Origin of the sequence: Cereibacter sphaeroides 2.4.1, from assembly GCF_000012905.2 — a bacterium.
Lineage (GTDB): Bacteria > Pseudomonadota > Alphaproteobacteria > Rhodobacterales > Rhodobacteraceae > Cereibacter_A > Cereibacter_A sphaeroides.
The window spans coordinates 1226083-1245675 of the sequence record NC_007493.2 but is presented as its reverse complement, the minus strand read 5'-3'; the positions used below and the strand labels follow the sequence as shown (position 1 = coordinate 1245675).

Sequence of the window (19593 nt, the reverse complement as noted above, 5' to 3'; positions counted from 1 at the left end):
ATGAGCCTCGGCACCCTCGTTCTGGCCGTCCTGATCCTCTCCGCCGCAGCCTTCGTGGCCGGCCGTCGTCTCGCGCTCGCCCGCGCGGGCGGGGATCCGCGCCGGCTGCATTCCCTGCCCGGCCACTACGGCCAGCATGCGGCGCTGCTGACCGCCGTCCCAGCGCTGGCGCTGCTGGTGCTGTGGCTTGCCGTGCAACCGCTCGTGGTCGAGCAGCGGGTGGCGAGCCTCCTGCCCGCCACCGACGACGCCACGACCGCGAGCCTCGCCATGGCCGAGGTGCGGCGCATCTCGGTGGGCCTCGACCGGCTCGCGGTGGCCGAGGATCTCTCGGATCGCGATCTGGCGGCGCTCACGCCCGAAGGGCTCGCGCCGCGTCTGCGTGCGGTCGGCGCGGCCGTGGCCGACGTCACGCCCGAAACACTCAACGCCGCCCGGACCCATCGCGCGCTTCAGGCGAGCTTCGGCCTCTGGATGTCGGTCCTCGTGCTCGGCGCGAGCCTCGGCGGCCTCGCCGCGGCCCTCCTGCGCACGACGCCCGACTTCCGCGCCCGCAACGTCTCCGAGCGCTTCATCATGTGGCTCCTGATCGCGGCCTCGCTGGTGGCGGTGGCGACGACCGTGGGCATCGTGCTCTCGCTCGTCTTCGAGACGATGCACTTCTTCCGCCTCTATCCGGCGCAGGACTTCTTCTTCAGCCTGACCTGGAACCCGCAGTTCCGCGGCGGGTCCGACCTCAGCATCTGGCCGCTCCTGTGGGGCACGATCTACATCTCGATCATCGCCCTCGTGGTGGCGGTGCCGATCGGGCTTCTGACCGCGATCTACCTGTCGGAATATGCCGGGCCGCGCACGCGGGGCTGGGCCAAGCCCGCCATCGAGATCCTCGCGGGCATCCCCACCATCGTCTACGGCCTCTTCGCCCTCATCACCGTGGGCCCCGCGCTGCGCGACTGGTTCGCCCAGCCGCTCGGGCTCGGCTCCTCCTCCTCCTCGGTGATGACGGCAGGCCTCGTGATGGGGATCATGCTGATCCCCTTCATCTCGTCCCTGTCCGACGACATCATCAACGCCGTGCCGCAATCGCTGCGCGACGGCTCCTACGGGCTCGGCGCCACGCAGTCCGAGACCGTGAAGCAGGTGATCCTGCCCGCGGCGCTGCCCGGCATCGTGGGCGCGATCCTCCTCGGCGCGAGCCGCGCCATCGGCGAGACCATGATCGTGGTCCTCGGCGCGGGCGCCGCGGCCAAGCTCTCGATGAACCCGTTCGAGGCCATGACCACCGTGACGGTGAAGATCGTGAGCCAGCTCACCGGCGACACCGAATTCGCCTCGCCCGAGACGCTGGTGGCCTTCGCGCTGGGTCTCACGCTCTTCGTCATCACGCTGGTGCTGAACGTCCTCGCCCTCTACATCGTGCGCAAATACCGGGAGCAGTACGAATGACCGACGCCTCCGCCCCCGAGGGCCGGGCCCCGCGCGCGGGCACGCTCTTTGCCCCCGACAGCCGCACCCGCCGCCGCAATGCCGCCGAACGCCGCTTCCGCGCCTACGGGCTCACCGCGGTCGGCCTCTCGATCCTCGCCCTCGTCGTGCTCCTGAGCTCGGTGATCGGCAACGGCGCCGGCGCCTTCCGCCAGACCTTCATCGAGATCCCGCTGACGCTCGACGCGAAGATCGTGGACCCGAAGGGCAACCGCAACATCGACGAGATGAAGAAGGTCACGACTATCGGCTACGGCCGGCAGCTCGAAGCCTCGATGGTGGCGGCCGTCGCCGCCGCGGGCCTCAAGACCGAAGGGATCAGCGACAAGGACATCGCGGGCCTCCTGTCCAAGGAAGCCGCGGCCACCCTGCGCAATCGCGTGCTGGCCGACACCGCGCTGGTGGGCGAGACCATCACCTTCCGGGCGCTCGCCAACGGCCGGGTGGACGGCTTCTTCAAGGGTCGCGTGACGATGGAGAGCGCGAAGCTCGACAGCAACGTGACGCCCGAGCAGCTGGGCCTCGCCCAGAGGATGCGCGAGGCGGGCCTCATCACGCTGGCCTTCAACCCCGACTTCCTTCTGGGCGCCGACGCCTCCGAAGTGCGCCCCGAGGCCGCGGGGCTGGGCGTGGCCATCCTCGGCTCCGCCTACATGATGATCATCGTGCTGGTCCTGGCCCTGCCCATCGGCGTCGCCGCCTCGATCTATCTCGAGGAATTCGCGCCGAAGAACCGCTGGACCGACCTGATCGAGGTGAATATCGCGAACCTCGCCGCCGTCCCCTCCATCGTCTTCGGGATCCTGGGCCTCGCCATCTTCATCAACATGATGGGCCTGCCGCAGTCGGCCCCCATCGTGGGCGGCCTGATCCTCACGCTGATGACGCTGCCCACCATCATCATCGCCACCCGGGTCAGCCTCGCCGCGGTGCCGCCCTCGATCCGCGACGCGGCCCTCGGCGTCGGCGCCTCGCGGATGCAGGCCGTCTTCCACCATGTGCTGCCGCTGGCCCTGCCCGGCATCCTCACCGGCACGATCATCGGCATGGCCCGCGCCCTGGGCGAGACCGCGCCGCTCCTGCTGATCGGCATGGTGGCCTTCGTCCGCGAATATCCGGCCGCCCCGCCCGAGGGCTTCTTCGACCCCGCCTCGGCCCTGCCGGTGCAGGTCTACAACTTCACCCAGCGCGCCGATCCCGCCTTCGTCGAGCGGGCCTCGGGGGCCATCATCGTGCTGCTCGCGTTCCTCATCTGCATGAACGCCGCTGCCATCATTCTTCGCCGCCGCTTCGAGCGCCGCTGGTAAGGAGGCTTTCATGGACGACATCCGTTACGCAGACCGCATCGTGAGCGCCGACGAGGTCAAGATCGCCGCCCGCAAGGCGCAGGTCTTCTATGGCTCCAACCACGCCCTCCGCGACGTGGATGTGGACATCCTCGGCAAGACCGTCACCGCCTTCATCGGCCCTTCGGGCTGCGGCAAGTCGACCTTCCTGCGCTGCCTGAACCGCATGAACGACACGATCCCGGGGTGCCGGGTCGAGGGCAAGATCACGCTCGACGGGCAGGACATCTACGACACCCGCGTCGATCCGGTGCAGCTGCGCGCCAAGGTGGGCATGGTGTTCCAGAAGCCGAACCCCTTCCCCAAATCGATCTACGACAACGTGGCCTACGGGCCGCGCATCCACGGCCTCGCGCGGTCCAAGGCCGAGATCGACGAGATCGTGGAAGGCGCCCTGCGCCGGGCCGCGCTCTGGAACGAGGCGAAGGACCGCCTGTCCTCGCCCGGCACCGGCCTCTCGGGCGGCCAGCAGCAGAGGCTCTGCATCGCCCGCGCCATCGCCACCTCGCCCGAGGTGCTGCTGATGGACGAGCCCTGCTCGGCGCTCGACCCGATCGCCACCGCCCAGATCGAGGAGCTGATCGACGAGCTGCGCGCGCAATTCTCGGTGGTGATCGTCACCCACTCGATGCAGCAGGCCGCCCGCGTGAGCCAGCGCACCGCCTTCTTTCACCTCGGCCGCCTTGTCGAATACGGCGAGACGGGCCAGATCTTCACCAATCCGCGTGATCCCCGCACGGAAAGCTACATCTCGGGCCGGATCGGCTGAGGAGGACCGCATGATGACAGAACCCCATATCTTCCAGGCCTTCGACCGCGATCTCGAGGCCGTGCAGGCCCTCATCATGAAGATGGGCGGCATGGTCGAGGCGGCGATCCTTGATGCCGCGCAGGCCCTCGAAACCCGCGACGAGGAGCTGGCCGAACAGGTCCGGCGCAACGACGCGGCCATCGACGCGCTCGAGGAGCGGATCCAGGCCGAGGCCGCGCGGCTGATCGCGCTGCGCTCGCCCACGGCGACCGACCTGCGCACCGTGCTGACCGTCATCAAGATCGCGGCGGCGCTCGAACGCTGCGGCGACTATGCCAAGAACCTCGCCAAACGCTCGGTCGTTCTGGGTCAGCTGGCGCAGGTGGGCGACTCGACGGGCTCGATCCGGCGCATGGCCAATGCGGTCGAGCTGCTGCTCAAGGATGCGCTCGACAGCTACATTCACCGCGATGCCCAGCTCGCCGCGGACGTGCGCCAGCGCGACCGCGAGGTGGATCAGATGTACAATGCCCTGTTCCGCGAGTTCCTTACCCACATGATGGAGGATCCGCGCAACATCACCGCCTGCATGCATCTGCATTTCATCGCCAAGAACATCGAGCGGATGGGCGACCATGCCACCTCGATCGCCGAGCAGGTGATCTATCTGGTCACCGGCAGCCTGCCCGAGGAGCCGCGCCCGAAGGCCGACATGACCGCAACCAGCATGATGCCCGCCGAGAGGGCCGACTGATGTCGCCCGCCGATCAGCCCGTGGTCCTGCTCGTCGAGGATGAGCCCGCACAGCGCGAGGTCCTGTCCTACAACCTCGAATCCGAGGGCTTCCGGGTGGTGCAGGCCGGCAACGGCGACGAGGCGCTGATGCTCGTCGAGGAAGCGGGGCCGGACGTGATCGTGCTCGACTGGATGCTGCCCTCGGTCTCCGGGATCGAGGTCTGCCGTCAGCTCAAGTCCCGCCCCTCGACGCGCTCGGTGCCGATCATCATGCTCTCGGCCCGCTCGGAAGAGGTGGACCGGGTGCGCGGCCTCGAAACCGGGGCCGACGATTATGTGGTCAAGCCCTACTCGGTGGTCGAACTGATGGCGCGGGTGCGCAGCCAGCTCCGGCGCGCGCGACCCTCTAGCGTGGGCCTGACGCTCGAGTTCGAGGACATCCGCCTCGATCCCGAAACCCACAAGGTGCACCGCGGCGCCCAGCTCCTGAAGCTCGGGCCCACCGAGTTCCGGCTGCTCTCGACCTTCATGGAGAAGCCCGGCCGGGTCTGGAGCCGCGAGCAATTGCTCGACCGGGTCTGGGGGCGCGACATCTATGTTGACAGCCGTACAGTCGATGTGCACGTCGGCCGGCTGCGCAAGGCGCTCTGCCTCCACGGCGGCGAGGATCCTGTCCGCACCGTGCGCGGCGCAGGCTACGCGCTCGGCTGAGCCACAGCCCGGCCGCCTGCTTTCGCGGGGGTTTCACCCCTCAACCTAAAGTGGGATTGCCGTCCCCCATTGATCCTGCAAGGCTCGGCCGACAGCGCCCGGGGAGGGGTCGGATGGCGGGATGGACAGGGACGGGCGGCGGAAGCCGGCGGCCGGCGGGGGCCGGGACCGTCCTCGTGCTGCGCCTCCTCTTCCTCGGCCTCCTCCTCCTTCTATGGGGTCTGGCTTCGGCCACCGTCCCGCGCGGCCTGATCCCCTCGCCCGCCGCCACCGCAGAGGCGGCGGCGCGGCTCTGGGCCGAGGGACGGCTGCAGACCGCCATCGGCCAGAGCCTCCTGACCTACGGCACCGGCCTCGGGGCCGCGGTGCTGGTGGGCATCCCGCTCGGCGCACTGATGGGCATGGTGCGGCTTCTGGGCCGCACGCTCGACCTCTTCGTCTTCGCGCTGGCGGCCACGCCGCGGGTGGCCTTCATCCCGCTCATCATCGTGCTGCTGGGGCTTGGCACCGAAGCCAAGGCCATGATCGTCTTTCTCGGCGCGGTCATGCCCATCGTGCTGAACACCTATGCGGGCGTCCTCGCCCGGGACGGTGAACTGATCGAGATGGCGCGCTCGACCGGGGCCTCGGCCGCGCGCATCCAGCTTCATATCGTGCTGCCGGGCGCGCTGCCCTTCCTCGTGGTGGGGCTCAGGCTCGGCGCCACCATCGGCCTCATCAACACCGTGGTGGCCGAGCTCTACACCGCCGTGACCGGCCTCGGCGGGCTTCTCGCCCTCTATGGCAACACGTTCCGCATGGCGGATTATTTCGTGATCGTGCTGGCTCTCGCCGCGATCGGCGTGATCGTGACCGAGAGCCTTCGCCTGCTGGAGGGCCGGCTGTCGCGCTGGCGCCTACCGGACAGGCCGTAACCCGTTCCCCGGAGGATCCATGAAACGCCTTTTCGCCCTGCTTCTGCTGGCCGTCGCCGCCCCGGCCGCGGCCGAGCCCTTCCGTCTCATCGTGAGCGATCTCGAGACGCCGCTGGTGCCGAATTCCGTGATGGATCTGGCGCTGGCCAACGGCTATTTCGAGCGCGCCGGCGTCGAGGTGGAGCTGGTGCGCGTGCAGCAGACGCCGATGGCGCTGGCCGCGCTGCAGGCGGGCGAAGGCGAGATGGCCAATGTCTCGACGGATGCGCTGCTGCAACTCGCCGCCCGCGGCACGACCGATCTGCGCGCGGTGATGTCGCCCAACAAGGCGCTGCCCTTCCTGATCGCGGCGAAGCCCGAGATCGAGACGCCCCGCGCGCTCGAAGGCCGCAGCTTCGGCATCGGCCGGGTGGGCTCGCTCGACCATTCGCTGAGCGCGAAGGTTCTGGCGGCCGAAGGCGTCGATGTCTCGAAGCTGAACCTCGTGCCGCTGGGCCAGCCCGCGGTCCGGGCGCAGGCGCTGCTGGCGGGTCAGGTCGATGCCACCACCATGTCGATCGGAACATGGACGGCCATGCCTGATCGCGAGGGCCTGCGGATCCTCGTGGGCATGGACGCTTATTTCGCGGCCGCCCCGGTCACGACCAAGGTCAATGCGGTCACGACCGAGGTTCTTAAGAGCCGCCGGGCGGAGGTCGAGGCGGTGATCGAGGCGCTGGTGCTGGCCGCACGCGATTTCCAGGATCCCGCGACATGGGTCGAGCGGATGGCGGTGGCGCGCCCCGACGTGCCGCGAGCCGATCTCGAGGAACTGGCCCGCGCCTACCGCAACAGCTGGAGCATCGATGGCGGGTTCACGCGCGAGGAACTGAAGGTGACGACGGAATGGATGTATGGCACCGAGGATTTCCAGGGTCTCCGCCCGGTCGGGCTGGAGGAATGGACGGACTTCGGGCCGCTGGAGACGGTGCTGCAGAAGCTCGGCCCGGCGCAGGGGTGAGGGCCGAGCACGTCCGGCTCGACCGTGTGTCGCTGGCCTTCGGCGAGGTCTCTGCGCTGGAGGACGTCTCACTGTCGCTCGGCCGCGACGAGGTGGTGGTGGTGCTCGGCCCCTCGGGCTGCGGCAAGACCACGCTCATGCGCCTCGTGGCGGGGCTGATCGCGCCCGACGCGGGCCGGGTGACGGTCGAGGGCGCGCCGCCGCGTCCGGGTGAAAAGACGGCGCTGGTATTCCAGTCCTTCCGGCTGATCCCCTGGAAGAGCGCCCGCGAGAATGTGGCCTTCGCCCTGCCGCGGCTGTCGCGGGCCGAGGCGCGGCAGCGGGCCGACCGCTACCTCGAGCTGGTCGGTCTTTCACGCTTCGCGAAAAGCTGGCCGGCCCAGCTGTCGGGAGGGATGCGCCAGCGGCTGGCGCTGGCACGCGCGCTCGCGGCCGAACCCGAGATCCTGCTGATGGACGAGCCCTTCGCGAGCCTCGACGCGCAGGCGCGCGAGCTCATGCAGGTCGAGCTCATGCGGCTTCTGGAGCGGCGCCCGGCGACTGTGCTCTTCGTCACGCATTCGGTGGATGAGGCGCTGATCCTCGCCGACCGGATCCTCCTCATGTCGCCGCGACCGGGCCGGGTGGTCGAGGAGGTGGCCGTTCCCTTCCCCCGCCCGCGCCGCGACACCGATACCCGCGCCCTGCCCCTCTATGCCGAACTCCGCCGCCATCTCTGGGAGCGGCTGCGCGACATGGTGCTGAACGACCCCGGCTCGGACTTCCACGGACGAAGGTAGGCCGGAGGTCATCCCGGCGTCCGCCTGTGCGCGCCGGAGGTCGGCAATCCCGCCGGGGTCGCGGGACTGCGCTCGCCCGAAGGCGGCCGGGCGCTCCTCAGAAGCAGGTCATCTCGGCTTCCGCCTGCGCGCGCCGGAGGTCGGCCACGCCGGCCTGCGTCGCGGGAATCCGGAACAGGCCGGCGCGCTCGCCCGTCCCCAGTCGCATCGAGAGGATGGTCTCGGCCTTCTCATAGGCCTCGTAGGGCAGGATCGAGGCGATCACGTCGATGGAGCAGGCGCAACGCCGCATCGTGTTGCGATCTTGCCCGTTGGTCGCGAGGCAGGCGAAGATATAGTCGGCGCGCGCCAGCGTCGGATAATCGTTGAGGCGCTCGTCGAAATGGAGATCGGGCGCGGCGCGCACCGCGCCCGCATCCGGCCCCCGCGCCGCGCCGGGCGGGGCTGCCTCGCCCGTGTGCTGGGGGGCCGCGGTGGGAGCGCCGCCTGAGACTTCCGGCGGCGCGGCGGGTGTGCCGGTCTGCGCGATGGCGGGCAGCGGCAGGAGGGCCAGGATCAGCGCGAGGCACCGCATGCGGGGGAACGGCAGAAGGGAAGTCATGGCGCCTCCAACGTCAGGGTCTCGCGGTAGATGCCGCCCGCGGCCGTCGTATCGGCTTCAAGCGCGCGGATCGGAACGGGGGCGGAGGGATCGACGGTGATCCGGAGGACGAGGCCCGCGAAGGCGCCCATCGCGGCCCGCTTCGGATCCTCGGCGAACGGGCGCAGTTCGGCCGTCACCGGCCCCTCGGCCTCGGCGAGACCGGCGGCCCCGAGCGCTTCGCGCATCCGGTTGCGGATGTAGAAGGGGCTGCCCTCGGTGATGGTCGCCATGCTGCGCACCGTGTTCTCGAGGAACCACAGGAGCACCGGATCGCCGCCCGCGGCCGAGAAACTGGCGACGGGCTGGTCGCGCCCGTCCACCCTCTGGACGAGCGCGAGACGCGGGCCCTCGGCGCTGGCCACGGGAGAGACCAGAAGCGCGCCCTCGGGCACGAGCTGGAGGCCCCGCACCTCGGGCCCCTCGCGCCGATGGGCGTAGCACGTGACCTCGCCGGTGGCGGCGAAGGCGCCGGGGCGGAAGATCACCTCGGCCAGCCGTCCGGCTTCGGCCCCGGTGGCCACCGTCAGCGCCACGAGGAGCAGCATCGCTCGCAAGGGTCTCATGCTCATCCTTTCATTCCGCGGCGGCCGCTCTCCGGCGGCGGCCCTCCAGAAGCGCCGAGAGCCGCTCGCGCAGCGCGCTCTCGGACACCGGCTTGCGCAGCAGCGCGGCCTCCAGCCGGTCGGCCTGCGCTTCGAGCTGGGCGGCGGGTTCGGCCGTCACGATCAGCGCGGGCAGGCGCGGACCCAGACGGCGGCGCAGCGCCGCGATGGTCTGAAGGCCGGTCTCCCCGCGGTCGAGCCGGTAATCGGTCACCAGAAGCTCGGGCAGAAAGCTTCCGAGACGGTCGAGGGCCGCTTGAGTGCCGTCGGCCGTGGCGACCAGCATCCCCCAGCGCCGGAGGAGGAGCGCATAGGCGTCGCGCATCGCTGCATCGTTCTCGACCACCAGCACCCGCCGCCCGACGAGGGGCGCGGCCGCAGGGCCCGCCGCCACCGGATCGGCCATCAGCATCTGCTCCGGTGGCGCTCCGGCCAGACGCTGGACCGCGCCGGTGCTGGCCGCCGAGGCCGGTCCCGCCTCGATCGCCCCCGGCGCCTCGAGCGCGCGCGGCAGGCGGATGCGGAAGACCGAGCCGCGCCCCGGGGCACTGTCGAGTGCGACCTCGTGGCCGAGCCGCAGGCAGGCGCGCCGCACGATGGAGAGGCCGAGGCCCGTGCCCGGTTCCTCGCCTTCGGGCGCCAGCCGCTCGAATTCGTTGAAGATCCGCTCGCGGTCCTCGGGCGCGATGCCGGGGCCCGTGTCATGCACCTCGAGCCAGACATCCGCCCCCTCGCGCCGGGCGCCGACGAGCACCCGGCCCGTCCGCGTGTATTTGATCGCGTTCGAGACGAGGTTCTGGGCGATCCGGCGCAGGAAGACCGGGTTCGACATGACCGTGGCCGAGGAGTTGACGAAGCGCAGTTCCAGCCCGCGGGCGGCCGCGTCGCCGTGGAAATCCACCATCAGCCGCTGGAAGAGCCGGCCCAGCGAGACCCGCTCGGTCGAAATGTCGAGCCTGACGGAATCGAGCCGCGAGATCTCGAGCAGCGCGCGGATCAGCTCTTCGGTCGAATCGAAGGCCGTGCCGATCCGCGAGACCAGATCGGCCTGCAGCGGTTCGTTCACCGTTTCGGACAGATGCGACAGGAAGAGCTTGGCGGCACTCAGGGGTTGCAGCAGATCGTGGCTTGCGGCGCGCAGGAAACGGCTCTTCGAGCGGTTCGCCTCGTCCGCCGTCTCGCGCGCGAGGGCCAGTTCCCGGTTCACCGATTCCAGATGGGCGAGCGCCTGTTCCAGATCGCGGTTGCGCGCCAGCAGCTCCTGCTCGAGCACGGTCGCGGTCTGGAACAGCATCCAGTGCGAGCCGCGCGAGGCATCGGCGCGATCCAGCCGCTCGACGAGCGCCGCGTTGATCCGCTTCAGCTTCTCGACCTGCCGTTCGAGGCCGTCGTCGTCACGCAGCATGGGCGGGCTCCATCAGGGCGAGGCCCACGAAGGTCTGGTTCACATGCACACCGCCGTGCTGCTCGCCGTAGGTGTTGAAGCCCGCGATGCGCCAGTCGGCGAAGAGCCGCGCCACGGCGGGCTCGAGCCCCGCCTGTTCGAGGGCGAGACGGCGCAGGATGCAGTCGAAGGCGAGGATCAGCGCAGGCCGCTCTCCCAAGGCCTCGAGCCGGGCCTGAAGCCCGTGGGTCAGATCGTCGGCCCGGCCGAGCGCCAGCAGGACGCCGCTCTCGATCGAAGACATGAGGGTGAGCCCGCCCTCGGGCGTGACCTCGCGGATGGCGCGGACGTGATATTGCCCGCCCATCCGGACAAGGAGCGGGTTCTCGGCGAAGACGCGCGGGTTCAGCGCCTCGGGCGCAAGGCCGATCAGGCGCGCATATTCCTCGGCCGCGGGCTCGGCGTTGATCTCGAGGATCAGCCGCTCCTCGGGGACGGCGGCGGTCACCACCATCCGGCTCCCCGAGGGGGTGAAATGGTCGAAGATCACCTGCTCCAGCGCGAAATCCGTCTCGAACAGCGCGAAGATCGCGCTGTCGCGGTGGCTCTCGCCGTCGAGGACGAGGCAGGTCTCCTCGAAGCGCAGCCCGTCGCCCGCCGATCCGCCCAGCACCGGCAGGCGGTGGGCCACCGCATCGACGGTCGCCGCCACCAGCTCCTCCTGACGGCTGAGCCCGTCGATCAGGAGAAGCCCGAAGCGGTGCCGCCGCGGCTGGACCTCGAAGCGGGAAAAGAGCGCGCGCAGCTCGGCCATCCATTCCGAGACGCCGAGCCCGGCGAGGTTGCGCAGCCACACCGCCTCGGTGCGGAAGCGTGCCGCCGGCAGGCCCACCGCCACGACGTGACCGTGGCCGTAGCCGCCGCAGGCGAATTCGCCCGCCGAGGAGCAGCCCACGACCCGCGTGCCGAGAGCGGGCCCGAGATGGGCCGCCAGCGCCGGAAGATCGGCGCCCGGCGAGGCGAAGAGCAGGACGGCCGCGGGCCGTGCGTCCGCCAGCCCGGCCCGCAGGCGCTCGGCCAGATCCGGCGCATCCGCAGGCTCTGACAAGACCACGGGCGCCCCCGCCCCTTGGGCGGTCTCCCTCACCTCCGCCGGATGCTCTGTCGTCACGCGACGCTCCCTACCGCGCGAAGATCCGCGCCTTGCTGGCCAGCAGGGCCGCCTGCGTGCGGTTTCTCACGTTGATCTTCGTCATGATGGCGGCGATGTGGGTCTTGACCGTCGCTTCGGCGATCGAGAGCTCGTAGGAGATGAGCTTGTTCGGCCGGCCCTGACAGATCAGCCGCAGGATGTTCATCTGCTGCGGCGTGAGGGTGGCGAAGCTGCGGGCCAGCTCGCGCATCTGCTCGCCGCCGTCCTCGCCCGCCCCGTCGGCATCGTATTCCTCGGGCGTGACGAATTCGCCGGTCCACATCCGGGCGAAAGCCTCGACCATCTGCGGCCGCGGCAGGCTTTTCGAGACATAGCCCTGCGCCCCGGCCGCCATGGCGGCCGTCACCATCTCGGCATCGACCTCGGCCGAGATCACCGTGAGCGGCACGCTCCGCGCGAGCTTCTGCAGGCTCATCACGCCCTCGATGCCGCGCACGTCCGGCAGGTTCAGGTCGAGCACGATGGCATCGGGCAAGGGCCCCTCGCGCAGGATCTTCTCCGCCGCGGCGAGGCTCGCGGCGCTGCGGACGCGTTTCAGGCCGAAGGCGTGGGTCAAGGTCATCGCCAGCGCGTCGCACATCAGCGGGTGGTCATCGACGATCAGGATGTCGCCGATCATGCGTGTGGGCACCCGCTGCGCCCCTGCGCAGGCGATGCCTCCCGAAACATGTCCCATCTCTTCCTCCCGTTTCCGCGCGGGCTTCCTCCTCCCTGCGCGGTCTTCCCCGTCGGCCCCGACCGTCACGCTCCCTATGGTCGCATCCGCATCCCGGACGATCTTGCCCGGTTTCCCCAACGGGCGACAAGCCCTTGCGGTTCCCTTCGGCGGGCAAATGTTGCCGTCAGCCGGCAGGCAGCGGGAAGGTCGCCCCGAACTCCACCCCTTCCGTGTCCACGGCCCGCACCGTCACCTCGCCTGCGCCATTGTCGCGGTAGCGGAAGGTGAAGACCGGATCCTCCGAGATCGAGATGCCGCCGGTCATCGAGAACAGAAGCTCTTCGCCCTGCATCACCTCGAGCCGGTCGATGAATCGGGCGGGGATCATCATCAGCGAGACCTGATCGCGTTGCAGCCCCGAATAGTTCGGGTGCCGGATCATGAGCTTGGCCTCGCGCCGCAGGTCGCCGCCACTCGTGTCGGCGGAGACGGGCTGAAACCGCATCTGCCCCAGATGGGCCAGAGCCGCCTCGGCATCCTTGCCCGCAGGCGCGGCACATCCCCCCGTCGCGCGGACGAAGCGGCCTGCCATCTGCCACTGGCCGCCTTCCGTCCGCGCCACCGCGCGCACGTTGGAATAGGCATTGACCCGCACCCGCACCTCGAGATCGAGCGGATGCATCGCCGGGCCCAGCGTGAAGGTCGCGGCCACCGGCGCAGGGTTCTCGTCGATGACCAAGGTCAGTTCCTCGATCCGCGGCCCGTCGGGAGGTTGCGTCACCCGCACCGGCACGAGCGCCGGATCGTGCGCCCGAAAGGGCGTGTCGAGGCTGAGCGCGCCGGGCGTCTCGACGATGTCCCCGGTGCCGAAGACGTCGAATTGCAGGCTCTCCCAGGCCTCGCCCGACTGGAGCGGACTGGGCTTTTCCTCGGCCCAGAGCGGGGTGGTCAGCAGAACTGCACAAATGATGCTCGACCGGACGATGCGCATGGCGATCTCCTGTGCTGGCAGTCAACATGAAACCATGTGCAGCCCGCCCCGCCTATGAGACTTTCGGCTGAGTGCGCGCGCCTGCGGAAGCGGCTAGGCAGAGGCATGTTTCATCTGATGCTGAGCGTCTGCCTGCTGGCGGATCCCGCCCTCTGCGCCGAGCGGCTGCTTCCGGCACCCGCGGCGCTGAGCGAGGCCGACTGCCGGAAAACCGCGGAGGCGCGGGCGGCGGACTGGCTTTCGGCGCATCCCGAGCTTGCCGGGGGCGAGAGCCGGTGCCTGCCCACCGAGGCGCTGCCGCGGCTTGCGATGAAGGAGATCGGCGGCGGCCTCTGGGTGCATGAGGGGCAGACCGCCCTGCCCGATCCGCAGAACCGCGGCGCCATCGCCAATCTGAGCCTTGCCATCGGCACCGAAGGGATCGCCGTCATCGACGCAGGCGCGAGCCGGGCCGAGGCGGAGGCCCTCTATGCCGCGATCCGCGCGCGCAGCGACCTGCCGATCCGGGCGGTGATCCTGACCCACATGCATCCCGACCACACGTTCGGCGCCGATCTCTTCCGCGAGGCGGGCGCCGAGATCCTCGGGGCGCCGAAACTCGCCGCGGGCATCGAGGCGCGCGCCGAGGGCTGGATGGAGAGCTATCCCACGCAGATCGGCGCGGGCGCGCTGCTCGGCACGCGGCCCGTGCCGCCCGACCGCGGCGTGGCGGAGGAGTGGCTGGATCTGGGCGGCCTCCGGCTGCATCTGCAGGCGGTGCCCACGGCCCATACCGACAATGACCTGACGGTGTTCGAGCCGGTCTCGGGCACGCTCTTCACCGGCGATCTGGTGTTCAACGGCCTGCTGCCGACGCTCGACGGCTCGCTCAAAGGCTGGATCGGCTGGCTTTCGGCCGCCCATCCCGAGGTGCGCCGCATCGTGCCGGGGCACGGTCCCGCGCCGCTGCCCTGGCCCGAGGGAGCGCAGGCGACGCGCGCCTATCTCGAGCATCTGCGCACCACGATCCGCGCGGCGATTGCCGAGGGACTGCCGATGAGCGCCGCGATCCGCGCGCGCGATCCCGAAGACGCGCGGCACTGGACGGGCTACGAGGAGAGCCATCCGCGCAACGCCTCGGCCGCCTATGCCGAGCTGGAGTGGGAATAGGCCACCCGCCCCGGCCGGACGGCGGGCGGACGTCGGTGAGGAGCGCCGCTTCAGGCTGCCCAACCGCATCGGGAGCGCGCGGGGGAGAAACCGCGCAGCACCCAGCGTGCAGCACGGGGCGCGTCGCATCGACAGCGGGCGCGACTATTTCGGCAGGTGCTGCGTCACCGCCCGGCCCAGGGCGAAGGCCCGGCGCTCGAGGATCACCGGCGTCTCGCAGACATAGGTCAGCGACTGCTGGCGCTCGCGGAAGATCCGCGTGTCCCAGTCGAGCTGCTCCTCGAGTGCGTCGATCCGGTCGAAGTCCTTGTCCTCCGCCGCCATGAGCCGGCCCATCTCGGTGCGGGCCGCGTTGATCCGGCGGTCGAGCGCCTCCTGGCTGTGGGCATAGCGGGTGATGCCCGCCATCACGCGGTTGCGGACGGATTCGATCCGCTCGAAGGTCGCGACATAGAGCGCCACCAGCTCCTGCGGCTCGTGGTCGGCGGCGAACCGGGCGATCCGCCCTTCGGCCTCTTCCACCGGAAGCCGCCGCTGTTCCAGCTCCTGCGCCAACCCCTGGATCGCCGGTTCGCGCGCCAGCTCTTCGGTCGCGGCATCCGGGAGAGGCCCGCTCCAGACCTGCCCCAGCGACAGATGCGGCTGCTTGCGCTGGATGCAGGGCCAGTCGGGATCGGAGAAATCCGCCCCCATGGCGGTGCCCGCCGCGAGGATCGCCGGAATGCACCATCTGAGCATGGGAACCTCCTATCGCTTGCGCAGGGCCCACAGGCCCTTCGAGGGATCGTACATGAAGACCGCCGCTCCGAAGAAGACGAGGCCTGCGCCCGCGACCACGGCCAGCGCCAGAGGCTCGACCTGCCGGTAGAGGGCAAAGCGGATCAGTTCGACCGCGTGGGTGAAGGGATTGGCCAGCGCGATATCGGCCAGAAGCGGGCTCGAGTCCTTCAGCCGCCACAGCGGATAGAGCGCGGTCGAGGCGAAGAACATCGGGAAGATCACGAAGTTCATCACGCCCGCGAAGTTCTCGAGCTGCCGGATCGCCGACGAGATGAAGAGGCCGAGCGCGCCCAGCATCAGCCCCGACAGGAACAGCGCGGGCAGGACGGCGAGATAGCCGAGCGGCGGCGGGCGGATGCCCCAGAGCCAGGCGATGAGGAGGAAAGCATAGACCTGCAGGATCGAGACCAGCACGCCCGCCACGAGCTTCGAGCCGAGAAGGAACCAGCGCGGATAGGGGCTGACGAGCAGCGTCCGCATCGCGCCCGTCTCGCGGTCGTAGACCATGGAAAGAGAGCTCTGCATCCCGTTGAACAGCTGGATCATCGCGCAGAGGCCGGGCGTGACATAGACCTCGTAGAGCACATAGGTCTGATAGGGCGGCGTGATCGAGAGGCCGAGCACCGCCCGGAATCCCGCCGCGAAGATGAAGAGCCAGACGAGCGGGCGCACGAGTGCGGAAAGGAACCGCTCGCGCTGGCGGGTGAAGCGCAGGATCTCGCGGCCCGCGATGCCGCCGAAGGCTGTCAGATGGCCGCGGAACGTGAGCCCGTGGCCGGGGCGCGGGCGCGGCGCGGTGAGACGGGGCGGTCGATGAGGCGCGGTCATGCGGTCTCTTCCGTCAGCGCGAGGAACCCCTGCGCGAGGCTGCCGCCCAGCTCCGCCGCGCGACCGGCAAGCCGCACCTCGCCACGGTGGAGCACCACCACCCGATCCTCGGGCGCGATCTCCTCCATCATGTGCGTGGCCCAGAGGGCGGAGACGCCTTCCGTGGCGATCAGGTCGCGCACCACCCGGCGCACCTCGTCGCGGGCGCGCAGGTCGAGCCCCGCCGTGGCCTCGTCGAGGAGCAGAAGCTCGGGCCGGTGCAGGAGCGCGCGTGCGATCTCGGCCCGGCGCTGCTGGCCGCCCGAGAGGGTCGCCACCCGCGCATGGGCCTTGTCGGACAGGCTGACCAGCGTCAGCACCTCGGCGATGCGGGGCGCGGCCTCGCGTCGGCCGATCCCGTGCAGCGCCGCGTGATAGCGCAGGTTCTGCGTCAGCGTCAGGTCTCCGTCCAGCGCCCGGCTCTGGAACACGACGCCCAGCCGGGCGAGCGCCTCGCCCGGCTGGCGGCGGGCATCGAAGCCCGCCACGCGGATCGTCCCGCTCGTGGAATCGTAAAGCCGGGTCACGAGCGAGAAGAGCGTGGTCTTGCCCGCCCCGTTCACGCCGAGAAGGGCCACGAAGGCGCCCCGCGGGACGGTGAAGCTCACCTCCCGGAGGGCCCGGACCGCGCCGAAGCTGTGGCTCAGTCCGGCGATCTCGAGCGCGGGCGGGGCGGCTGCGGTCATTCCTTGCGTTTCTCCGTCACCGCAAGGTTGGCGTCGAGCTTGATGTCGTATTGGCCGTCGGCGCAGAACACATCGTCGAGCTCGTAGCCGCCGTCGTCGGCCTCGATGTTCACCGGATCGACCTCGCACTGCATCTCGGTCAGCATCGCGTTGATCTTTCCGACCGTGGCCTCGTCCACCTCCTGCGCGACGGCGCCGGTGGTCTTCGCTGCCAGCACGATGGCCAGCGTGGCAAGTCTCTTCATCCTCTTTCCTCCCTGTCAGCGGATGTTGAACGTGGCGCGTTGCGTTTCGCCGGACGAGCCGGGGATCGACAACGTGAAGCTGCCGGGCACGATCGCCACGAAGGAGATCAGCGCCTCGCCGGCTTCGTCGAACTCGATGGAATGAACCCCCATCGGGCGGATCTCGATGCCGTTGATGACGACCTCGTTGATCCAGATGGCGCGGAAGAAGTCTCCGCCCGAGAGCGCAAGCTCGGCCGAGCCGTCGGCCACGATCTTGATGCGGTAGAAGGTGCCCGACTTGAGCTCGTAGGGCTCGGCGGCGACGGGTTTGCCCGAGGCGAGCGTCAGATCGGCCAGATCCTCGCGGTTCGAGGCCGACATGAGGCCTGCGAAGCCGAACTCATGGGCCCCGGCCGGCGTGACCGCCGGGGCGGCGACGAGGGCTGCGAGCCCGATGGCTGTGATGCGTCCGATCATGTCTGTTCTCCCTGTCCGTTCGTCTCTCATGGCACCGCGACGACGCCCCAGGGCTGTTCGCCCACCTGCACCGACCGGATCACCTCATCCGTGGCGACATCGATCACCGAGATGTCGTTGGAATTTCCGTTGGTCGTGTAGAGATATTTTTCGTCCGGCGAGAAGGCGAGCTGCCAGACGCGCTGGCCGACGAGGAGGTAATCCTCGACCTCCCATGTCTCGCCGTTCACCACCGCCACGCGGTTCGCGGGCCCCAGCGCCACATAGGCCTTGGAGCCGTCCTTCGTGACCCGGATCCCCACCGGTTGCAGCGCCTCGGGCAGGACGCCCGGCACCTCGAAGGTGATCTTCTTCTCGATCTGCCCCGCCGACGGATCGATCACCGAGACGGTGCCGCCGATCTCGGCCGAGACGAGGAGATGCCTGCCATCGTCGGTGAACTGCGCAAAGCGCGGCCGCTGATCGACCAGCACGTTCGTCGTGATCTCGAAGGTCGTGGTGTCGATGAAATGGGCCATGTTCGTGGTCTCGGAGGTGTTGACGACGATCGTGCCGTCGGGCGACACGCCCATCCCCTCGGGCTCAACCCCCACCGGGACCTCGGCCAGCACCGTCCGGGTCTCGACATCCACCACGGTCACGATGTTGTCGTCCTCGTTGGCGATGTAGAGCGGATTGCCCGAAGGATGCAGGACGAACAGCTCGGGGTCGGGCCCCGAGGGCAGCGTCGGCTGCTCTTCGTAGGTGTCGGTGCTGAAGACCCGCACCAGATTGTCGTCGGAGGCGCAGACATAGAGCCATTTGCCGTCGGGCGAGGCGGTGATGCCGCGCGGGCGCTGGCCGCCGGGGAAGGTCGCGATCACCTCGAGGCTCTCGCTGTCGAGCACGGTGATGTCGTTGCCCTTCTCGTTGCTTACGAAGATCTTGCCCGCAAGCGCCGGGCTCGCCGTGCAGAGGCAGGCCATCAGGCCCGTCAGTCGCATCATCATCTGTCGTCCTCCCCTCTCGATTACTTCTGGCGGTCGATCCTGCAGGCCGTTTCCGGGCGGTCGATGCCGAGCGTATCGAGCTGGGAGACCTGGTGCAGATATTCCGATTGCGGCGAGACCGAGGCCACGATGGGCCCCGACCCGAGCAGGATCGGCTGGCGCAGCTGGCCGTCCCAGTCGCGCCATGTGAGTGGCTGTCCCTTGAAGGCGCCGAGCTGGAATTCAGCGCCCAGCATGTAGTCCCTGAGCACCGGCATTTCGGCCGACTGGGTGCGCGTGGCGGCCTCGCCCACGGCGCGGAGCGCGAGCCAGACCTGATAATCCTCCTCGCGCGCGGGCCGGTTGGCGAGCTTCTCGAAGCGGCTCTGGAACTGGGTACCGCCCCACATCTCCATCGCGGGATGCCATGTGACCGGCACGAGACCGGCCGAGCCCGCGACGGGGCGCGGCTCCCAGGTGTGATAGGGCAGATAGGCCGCGAAGATCCCGGTCTCGTCGGCCGCCACCACCACGTCGTGATCGGCCGCGCGCTGGGTGAAGGTCGGGATCTGGGCCTGGATCTGGACGAGACCGCTGTCGGTCGCCCGCGCTCCGCCGGTATCCTCGAAGATGCGCTCCTCGACGATCCGCGCGCCGAATTTCGCAGCCGAGCGGCGGTAGGAGGCGGCCAGCGCCTGATCGCCCGGATGGCTGCCCTCGATCAGGAACCACTCATCCCAGCGCTTCCACATCAGGAACTGCGCCAGCGCGTCGGTCACCATCGCCCGGCTGGGCGCGGTGTGCAGGAGGTTCGCCCGGCAGCCCTCGCCGCGCAGGACATCGTCGCGGGCGCGGGCGTTGAAGACGAGCACCTCGTCGCCCGCGGCCTCGGCCAGCGCGGCCGTCGTCTCGGCATCGGCGAGCGTCACCACGAGGCGGGTGCCCGAGGCGAGGATCTCCTGCAGCTTCTCGAGCGCGGTCTCGGGCGTGGCCGCCACTTCGTCGGTGACGAAGCTCTGGCCCATGAACTGCCCGGTGGTGGCATTGTCATTGGTGCCGAGGCGGGCCCCGGCGAAGCCCAGATCCTCGGGCGGAAGGTCGAGCCGCGAGACGGGAGGACGGCCCTGCACATCGACGCGCAGCACGGCCATGCGGATTTCGGTCTGGGCCACAGCAGCGCATGGCAGAACAATGGCCACGACCAGCGCGGCGGCAATCAAACGCATC

The 19593-nt window shown here is 69.7% G+C and carries 22 protein-coding genes; 9 read left to right on the top strand and 13 right to left on the bottom strand.

The window, feature by feature from the left end:
- The 8 genes from pstC to RSP_RS06050 all read left to right on the top strand — a co-directional run bounded on the left by pstC (window position 1) and on the right by RSP_RS06050 (window position 7721).
- Entirely contained in the window at window positions 1–1446 is a 1446-nt protein-coding gene (pstC, locus tag RSP_RS06085) for a phosphate ABC transporter permease subunit PstC (protein ID WP_011337600.1), read from the top strand.
- Window positions 1443–2792, top strand: coding sequence for a phosphate ABC transporter permease PstA (gene pstA, locus RSP_RS06080; RefSeq protein ID WP_011337599.1), 1350 nt, complete (start codon window positions 1443–1445; stop codon window positions 2790–2792). The genes pstC and pstA overlap by 4 nt, the downstream gene beginning before the upstream one ends.
- A 10-nt stretch (window positions 2793–2802) precedes the next feature.
- On the top strand, window positions 2803–3600 hold the full coding sequence (gene pstB, locus RSP_RS06075; RefSeq protein ID WP_011337598.1) for a phosphate ABC transporter ATP-binding protein PstB: 798 nt from the start codon (window positions 2803–2805) through the stop codon (window positions 3598–3600).
- Window positions 3601–3610: 10 nt separating this feature from the next.
- Window positions 3611–4336, top strand: coding sequence for a phosphate signaling complex protein PhoU (gene phoU / locus RSP_RS06070; protein ID WP_002719749.1), 726 nt, complete (start codon window positions 3611–3613; stop codon window positions 4334–4336).
- Window positions 4336–5028, top strand: coding sequence for a phosphate regulon transcriptional regulator PhoB (gene phoB / locus RSP_RS06065; protein WP_002719748.1), 693 nt, complete (start codon window positions 4336–4338; stop codon window positions 5026–5028). Before phoU ends, phoB begins: the two co-directional genes overlap by 1 nt.
- A gap of 113 nt (window positions 5029–5141) precedes the next feature.
- Window positions 5142–5942, top strand: a complete 801-nt coding sequence (locus RSP_RS06060; protein WP_011337597.1) for an ABC transporter permease — start codon at window positions 5142–5144, stop codon at window positions 5940–5942.
- Between the two features lie 19 nt (window positions 5943–5961).
- A complete protein-coding gene (locus RSP_RS06055) occupies window positions 5962–6942 on the top strand; it encodes an ABC transporter substrate-binding protein (protein ID WP_011337596.1) in 981 nt (326 codons plus the stop codon).
- Window positions 6939–7721 carry an ABC transporter ATP-binding protein gene (locus tag RSP_RS06050; RefSeq protein WP_011337595.1) on the top strand — a complete coding sequence of 261 codons (783 nt, stop codon included), beginning with the start codon at window positions 6939–6941 and terminating at the stop codon, window positions 7719–7721. Before RSP_RS06055 ends, RSP_RS06050 begins: the two co-directional genes overlap by 4 nt.
- Window positions 7722–7818: 97 nt before the next feature.
- Here RSP_RS06050 and RSP_RS22725 read toward each other — a convergent pair whose 3' ends face one another.
- From RSP_RS22725 to RSP_RS06020, 6 genes are all read right to left on the bottom strand, one after another.
- Window positions 7819–8322: a hypothetical protein gene (locus RSP_RS22725; protein ID WP_011337594.1), complete on the bottom strand. Its 504-nt coding sequence runs from the start codon at window positions 8320–8322 to the stop codon at window positions 7819–7821.
- Window positions 8319–8927: a hypothetical protein gene (locus tag RSP_RS06040; RefSeq protein WP_017140180.1), complete on the bottom strand. Its 609-nt coding sequence runs from the start codon at window positions 8925–8927 to the stop codon at window positions 8319–8321. The genes RSP_RS22725 and RSP_RS06040 overlap by 4 nt, the downstream gene beginning before the upstream one ends.
- A 10-nt stretch (window positions 8928–8937) precedes the next feature.
- On the bottom strand, window positions 8938–10371 hold the full coding sequence (locus tag RSP_RS06035; RefSeq protein WP_011337592.1) for an ATP-binding response regulator: 1434 nt from the start codon (window positions 10369–10371) through the stop codon (window positions 8938–8940).
- On the bottom strand, window positions 10361–11521 hold the full coding sequence (locus tag RSP_RS06030) for an FIST N-terminal domain-containing protein (RefSeq protein ID WP_011337591.1): 1161 nt from the start codon (window positions 11519–11521) through the stop codon (window positions 10361–10363). Before RSP_RS06030 ends, RSP_RS06035 begins: the two co-directional genes overlap by 11 nt.
- Before the next feature lie 10 nt (window positions 11522–11531).
- The gene (locus RSP_RS06025; RefSeq protein ID WP_011337590.1) at window positions 11532–12239 is read right to left on the bottom strand and encodes a response regulator; all 708 of its coding nucleotides are present in this window, start codon (window positions 12237–12239) and stop codon (window positions 11532–11534) included.
- Between the two features lie 166 nt (window positions 12240–12405).
- Window positions 12406–13212 (bottom strand): quinoprotein dehydrogenase-associated SoxYZ-like carrier, encoded by an 807-nt coding sequence (locus tag RSP_RS06020; protein WP_011337589.1) that lies wholly within the window; start codon window positions 13210–13212, stop codon window positions 12406–12408.
- Between the two features lie 105 nt (window positions 13213–13317).
- Here RSP_RS06020 and RSP_RS06015 point away from each other — a divergent pair, with 105 nt between their 5' ends.
- Window positions 13318–14361, top strand: coding sequence for a quinoprotein relay system zinc metallohydrolase 2 (locus RSP_RS06015; RefSeq protein ID WP_023003593.1), 1044 nt, complete (start codon window positions 13318–13320; stop codon window positions 14359–14361).
- Window positions 14362–14505: 144 nt separating this feature from the next.
- Here the strand turns inward: RSP_RS06015 and RSP_RS06010 are convergent, their stop codons facing one another.
- Genes RSP_RS06010 through RSP_RS05980 form a run of 7 tightly spaced genes read right to left on the bottom strand, consistent with a single transcriptional unit; the run spans window position 14506 to window position 19592 of the window.
- Complete coding sequence (locus tag RSP_RS06010; RefSeq protein WP_002719737.1) at window positions 14506–15099, bottom strand: hypothetical protein; 594 nt, start codon at window positions 15097–15099, stop codon at window positions 14506–14508.
- A 9-nt stretch (window positions 15100–15108) separates the two neighbouring features.
- Entirely contained in the window at window positions 15109–15969 is an 861-nt protein-coding gene (locus RSP_RS06005) for an ABC transporter permease (RefSeq protein WP_011337587.1), read from the bottom strand.
- Window positions 15966–16694, bottom strand: a complete 729-nt coding sequence (locus tag RSP_RS06000) for an ATP-binding cassette domain-containing protein (RefSeq protein ID WP_011337586.1) — start codon at window positions 16692–16694, stop codon at window positions 15966–15968. Before RSP_RS06000 ends, RSP_RS06005 begins: the two co-directional genes overlap by 4 nt.
- Window positions 16691–16939: a hypothetical protein gene (locus RSP_RS05995; RefSeq protein ID WP_011337585.1), complete on the bottom strand. Its 249-nt coding sequence runs from the start codon at window positions 16937–16939 to the stop codon at window positions 16691–16693. The genes RSP_RS06000 and RSP_RS05995 overlap by 4 nt, the downstream gene beginning before the upstream one ends.
- A gap of 15 nt (window positions 16940–16954) precedes the next feature.
- Complete coding sequence (locus RSP_RS05990) at window positions 16955–17398, bottom strand: cupredoxin domain-containing protein (RefSeq protein ID WP_002719733.1); 444 nt, start codon at window positions 17396–17398, stop codon at window positions 16955–16957.
- A 26-nt stretch (window positions 17399–17424) separates the two neighbouring features.
- Window positions 17425–18387, bottom strand: a complete 963-nt coding sequence (locus RSP_RS05985; protein ID WP_017140179.1) for a YVTN family beta-propeller repeat protein — start codon at window positions 18385–18387, stop codon at window positions 17425–17427.
- 20 nt (window positions 18388–18407) lie between these two features.
- Complete coding sequence (locus RSP_RS05980; RefSeq protein ID WP_017140178.1) at window positions 18408–19592, bottom strand: ABC transporter substrate-binding protein; 1185 nt, start codon at window positions 19590–19592, stop codon at window positions 18408–18410.
- Window position 19593: the final 1 nt, after the last annotated feature.

What these genes read in the sequence shown, in the direction of transcription:
- pstC (WP_011337600.1), top strand. Translation starts at nt 1, where the DNA reads ATGAGCCTCGGCACCCTCGTTCTGGCCGTCCTGATCCTCTCCGCCGCA.
- RSP_RS06005 (WP_011337587.1), bottom strand. Translation starts at nt 15,969, where the DNA reads ATGACCGCGCCTCATCGACCGCCCCGTCTCACCGCGCCGCGCCCGCGC.
- RSP_RS06035 (WP_011337592.1), bottom strand. Translation starts at nt 10,371, where the DNA reads ATGCTGCGTGACGACGACGGCCTCGAACGGCAGGTCGAGAAGCTGAAG.
- RSP_RS05985 (WP_017140179.1), bottom strand. Translation starts at nt 18,387, where the DNA reads ATGATGATGCGACTGACGGGCCTGATGGCCTGCCTCTGCACGGCGAGC.
- RSP_RS06020 (WP_011337589.1), bottom strand. Translation starts at nt 13,212, where the DNA reads ATGCGCATCGTCCGGTCGAGCATCATTTGTGCAGTTCTGCTGACCACC.
- phoU (WP_002719749.1), top strand. Translation starts at nt 3,611, where the DNA reads ATGATGACAGAACCCCATATCTTCCAGGCCTTCGACCGCGATCTCGAG.
- RSP_RS06010 (WP_002719737.1), bottom strand. Translation starts at nt 15,099, where the DNA reads ATGCTCAGATGGTGCATTCCGGCGATCCTCGCGGCGGGCACCGCCATG.
- phoB (WP_002719748.1), top strand. Translation starts at nt 4,336, where the DNA reads ATGTCGCCCGCCGATCAGCCCGTGGTCCTGCTCGTCGAGGATGAGCCC.
- pstA (WP_011337599.1), top strand. Translation starts at nt 1,443, where the DNA reads ATGACCGACGCCTCCGCCCCCGAGGGCCGGGCCCCGCGCGCGGGCACG.
- RSP_RS06025 (WP_011337590.1), bottom strand. Translation starts at nt 12,239, where the DNA reads ATGGGACATGTTTCGGGAGGCATCGCCTGCGCAGGGGCGCAGCGGGTG.
- pstB (WP_011337598.1), top strand. Translation starts at nt 2,803, where the DNA reads ATGGACGACATCCGTTACGCAGACCGCATCGTGAGCGCCGACGAGGTC.
- RSP_RS05995 (WP_011337585.1), bottom strand. Translation starts at nt 16,939, where the DNA reads ATGAAGAGACTTGCCACGCTGGCCATCGTGCTGGCAGCGAAGACCACC.
- RSP_RS06040 (WP_017140180.1), bottom strand. Translation starts at nt 8,927, where the DNA reads ATGAGACCCTTGCGAGCGATGCTGCTCCTCGTGGCGCTGACGGTGGCC.
- RSP_RS05980 (WP_017140178.1), bottom strand. Translation starts at nt 19,592, where the DNA reads ATGCGTTTGATTGCCGCCGCGCTGGTCGTGGCCATTGTTCTGCCATGC.
- RSP_RS05990 (WP_002719733.1), bottom strand. Translation starts at nt 17,398, where the DNA reads ATGATCGGACGCATCACAGCCATCGGGCTCGCAGCCCTCGTCGCCGCC.
- RSP_RS06055 (WP_011337596.1), top strand. Translation starts at nt 5,962, where the DNA reads ATGAAACGCCTTTTCGCCCTGCTTCTGCTGGCCGTCGCCGCCCCGGCC.
- RSP_RS06000 (WP_011337586.1), bottom strand. Translation starts at nt 16,694, where the DNA reads ATGACCGCAGCCGCCCCGCCCGCGCTCGAGATCGCCGGACTGAGCCAC.
- RSP_RS06060 (WP_011337597.1), top strand. Translation starts at nt 5,142, where the DNA reads ATGGCGGGATGGACAGGGACGGGCGGCGGAAGCCGGCGGCCGGCGGGG.
- RSP_RS22725 (WP_011337594.1), bottom strand. Translation starts at nt 8,322, where the DNA reads ATGACTTCCCTTCTGCCGTTCCCCCGCATGCGGTGCCTCGCGCTGATC.
- RSP_RS06015 (WP_023003593.1), top strand. Translation starts at nt 13,318, where the DNA reads ATGTTTCATCTGATGCTGAGCGTCTGCCTGCTGGCGGATCCCGCCCTC.